Source organism: Polaromonas sp. (assembly GCF_031411155.1).
Taxonomy (GTDB): Bacteria; Pseudomonadota; Gammaproteobacteria; order Burkholderiales; family Burkholderiaceae_C; genus Polaromonas.
Map to the genome: position 1 here is coordinate 1 of NZ_JANOAL010000064.1, position 2617 is coordinate 2617.

General features: G+C 68.6%; 3 protein-coding genes and 1 pseudogene. 2 read left to right on the forward strand and 2 right to left on the reverse strand.

The window, feature by feature from the left end:
• Nucleotides 1–894, reverse strand: an 894-nt coding sequence (locus tag RMO23_RS03670; RefSeq protein ID WP_309678747.1) for a sensor histidine kinase N-terminal domain-containing protein, incomplete at its 3' end; no start/stop codon positions are given.
• Nucleotides 891–1583, reverse strand: coding sequence for a response regulator transcription factor (locus tag RMO23_RS03675; protein WP_309678748.1), 693 nt, complete (start codon nt 1581–1583; stop codon nt 891–893). The genes RMO23_RS03670 and RMO23_RS03675, both read right to left, overlap by 4 nt.
• Before the next feature lie 138 nt (nt 1584–1721).
• On the opposite strand from RMO23_RS03675, the pseudogene RMO23_RS03680 reads away from it, so the two are divergent.
• Nucleotides 1722–1955, forward strand: a pseudogene (locus tag RMO23_RS03680) (tripartite tricarboxylate transporter substrate binding protein); the annotation flags it as partial.
• Between the two features lie 321 nt (nt 1956–2276).
• On the forward strand, nt 2277–2617 hold a 341-nt coding region (locus RMO23_RS03685), incomplete at its 3' end, for an RNA-binding S4 domain-containing protein (protein WP_309678749.1).

A 2617-nucleotide genomic window follows, 5' to 3' on the forward strand; every position in this document is an offset into this window, starting at 1 on the left:
CGCCAGCAGCGTGGCGCGGTCCACCGTCTGGTTGATTTCCAGCAGGGCATCGCGCGCCTCCATGTCGCCGCGCAGCGCCGACTGCACCTGCACCTTGAGCACGGCCAGCGGCGTGCGCAGCTGGTGCGCCGCATCGCGCACGAAGCGCTTCTGGTTGTCCAGCAGGTGCTGCAGCCGGCCCATGACCTGGTTCGTGGCCTCGACCAGCGGCAGCAGCTCGCGCGGGGCGTCGGGCGCGCTGATGGCGGTCAAATCGCCCTCGGGCCGGGCCTGCAGCTCGGCGCTGAGCCGGCGCACCGGGCGGGTGGCGCGCTGCACCACGACCACCGCCACCAGCGCAATCACGGCCAGCAGCAGGGCCTGGCGCCACAGCGTGTCGACCAGGATTTTGCGGGCCAGGGTTTTGCGCAGCTCCAGCGTTTCGGCCACCTGGATCACCGCCATGCCGCGGCCCTGCGGGCTGGCCACCGGCTGCAGCAGCACCGCCACGCGCACGGCGTCGCCGCTGAACACATCGTCGTAAAAATCCACCAGCGCCGAGTAGGGCGGCTTGGCCGGAATGCGGCCGCGCCAGAAGGGCAGCTGGGCAAAGCCCGACACCAGCTCGCCGCTCAGGCTGGAGACGCGGTAAAACAGCCGGCTCTGGTTGTCGGCCTCAAAGGCCTCCAGCGCGGCGTAGGGCACCGTCACCCGCAGCCGGGATTGCTCGTCGTAACCCGTGACATCAAGCTGCTCGCCAATCGACTTGGCCGAGGCCAGCAGGGTGCGGTCGTAGGCGGTGGTGAGGGCGGCCAGCGTCTGGCCGTACAGGCTCACGGTGTTGAGCACGATCAGCAGGCCTACCGGCAGCAAGATGCCAACCAGCAGGTATCGCCTCAAGGATATGGCGCTCACGCATCGACCTTCAGCAAATAGCCCAGGCCGCGCAAGGTGACCAGCGTGACGCCGGTGTGGACCAGTTTCTTGCGCAGGCGGTACACCACCACTTCCACCGCTTCGTACTGCACCTCGGTTTCACCGGGAAACACCAGCTCGAACAGCCGCTCTTTCGACACCGCGTGGCCGGGCTTGACGATCAGCGCCTGCATCAGCGCCAGCTCGCGCGGCGAGAGCTCCAGCACCAGGCCCTGGTGGTAGATTGCGCCGCTCTCTTTTTCATAGCGCAACCCGCCCACCATGACTGGGCTGGCGCCGGATTTTGCATCCAGTGAGGGATCGGAGGCCGGCTGCCGGCGGCTCAGCGCCCGCAGCCGGGCTTCCAGCTCGTCGAGGTCAAAGGGCTTGGGCAGGTAGTCGTCGGCCCCCAGGTTCAGGCCGATGATGCGGTCGCCCACCGTGCCGCGCGCCGTCAGGATCAGCACCGGCGTCTTCAGGCCCTGCGTGCGCGCCTGGTCCAGCACCTGCAGGCCGTCCAGGCCGGGCAGGCTCAGGTCCAGCACCACCACATCGGGCTGCGCGGCGCTCCATTGGGCCAGCGCCCGCCGGCCGTCGGTGCAGGCTACGACCTCCATGCCGCGCCGGCCCAGGGCGCGTTGCAGCGCGGCCTGCATGGAGGCATCGTCTTCGATCAGCAGCAGTTTCATGGAGGTGGCGAACAAGTGGTTAGCTTTGGGATTGTGAATGGCTGCGACATTAGCACTTTCCCTAGTGCTGGCGGACAGCCGACTGACAGCCAGAAGGTGCATGATTGCCGGGTTATTACCCATTCCAAGGAGACACCCATGCGTCGCGATACCTTTTTGAAATCCATGGCCACCCTGGCCGCCGCCGGCAGCCTGCCGCTGCTGGCCCGTGCTGCAGAAGCCAACGTGAAGATGATGATTCCGGCCAACCCCGGCGGCGGCTGGGACACCACCGGCCGTGCCCTGGGCAAGGCCCTGCAGGACTCGGGCGCGGCGGCGACCGTGACCTATGACAACAAGGGCGGTGCCGCCGGCGCGCTGGGCCTGGCCCAGGGCACGGCCGGTGGTGTCCCAGCCGCCGCCGGGGTTGGCCGGAATCATCATCTTCATGTTCGCGGCGGCACGCGCCCCGAGCGGCCAGACCGCGGCCGCGGCCAACGCGGACAACGATCTCAGGAAAGTGTGACGGCGCATGGAAACCCTTTCATCGCAATTGAAGAAAACGGCAACGATGTTCGTGGCTAAACCGGCCGACGCGCGGCCCAAATAGCTAGGGAAAGCCCCAGTCGCCGAGGCGTGCATGGAGGCGAATACGCATCGGCGGCAAGGCCGCGATGCGAGCGGGCACTTGCCGCCGCGACACAATCCGCCGCCATGCACGAACTGCCTGCCGCCGACAAAGTCCGACTCGACAAGTGGCTCTGGGCAGCGCGCTTCTTCAAGACGCGCAGCCTGGCGGCCGACGAGATCGGCAAGGGCCGGGTCACGGTCAACGGCCAGCCGGCCAAGGCCTCGCGCGAGTTGCGCGCCGGCGACCGGGTCGAACTGCGGCAAGGCAGCGTGCCGCGCACGGTGCTCGTCAAGGCGCTCAGCGAGACGCGCGGACCGGCGCCGCTGGCGCAGGGCCTCTACGCCGAGACAGCCGACAGCCTGGCGCTGCGCCAGCGCCTGGCCGAGCAGCGCCGCCAGGGCGTCGAGCCGGCGCACGCGATCGA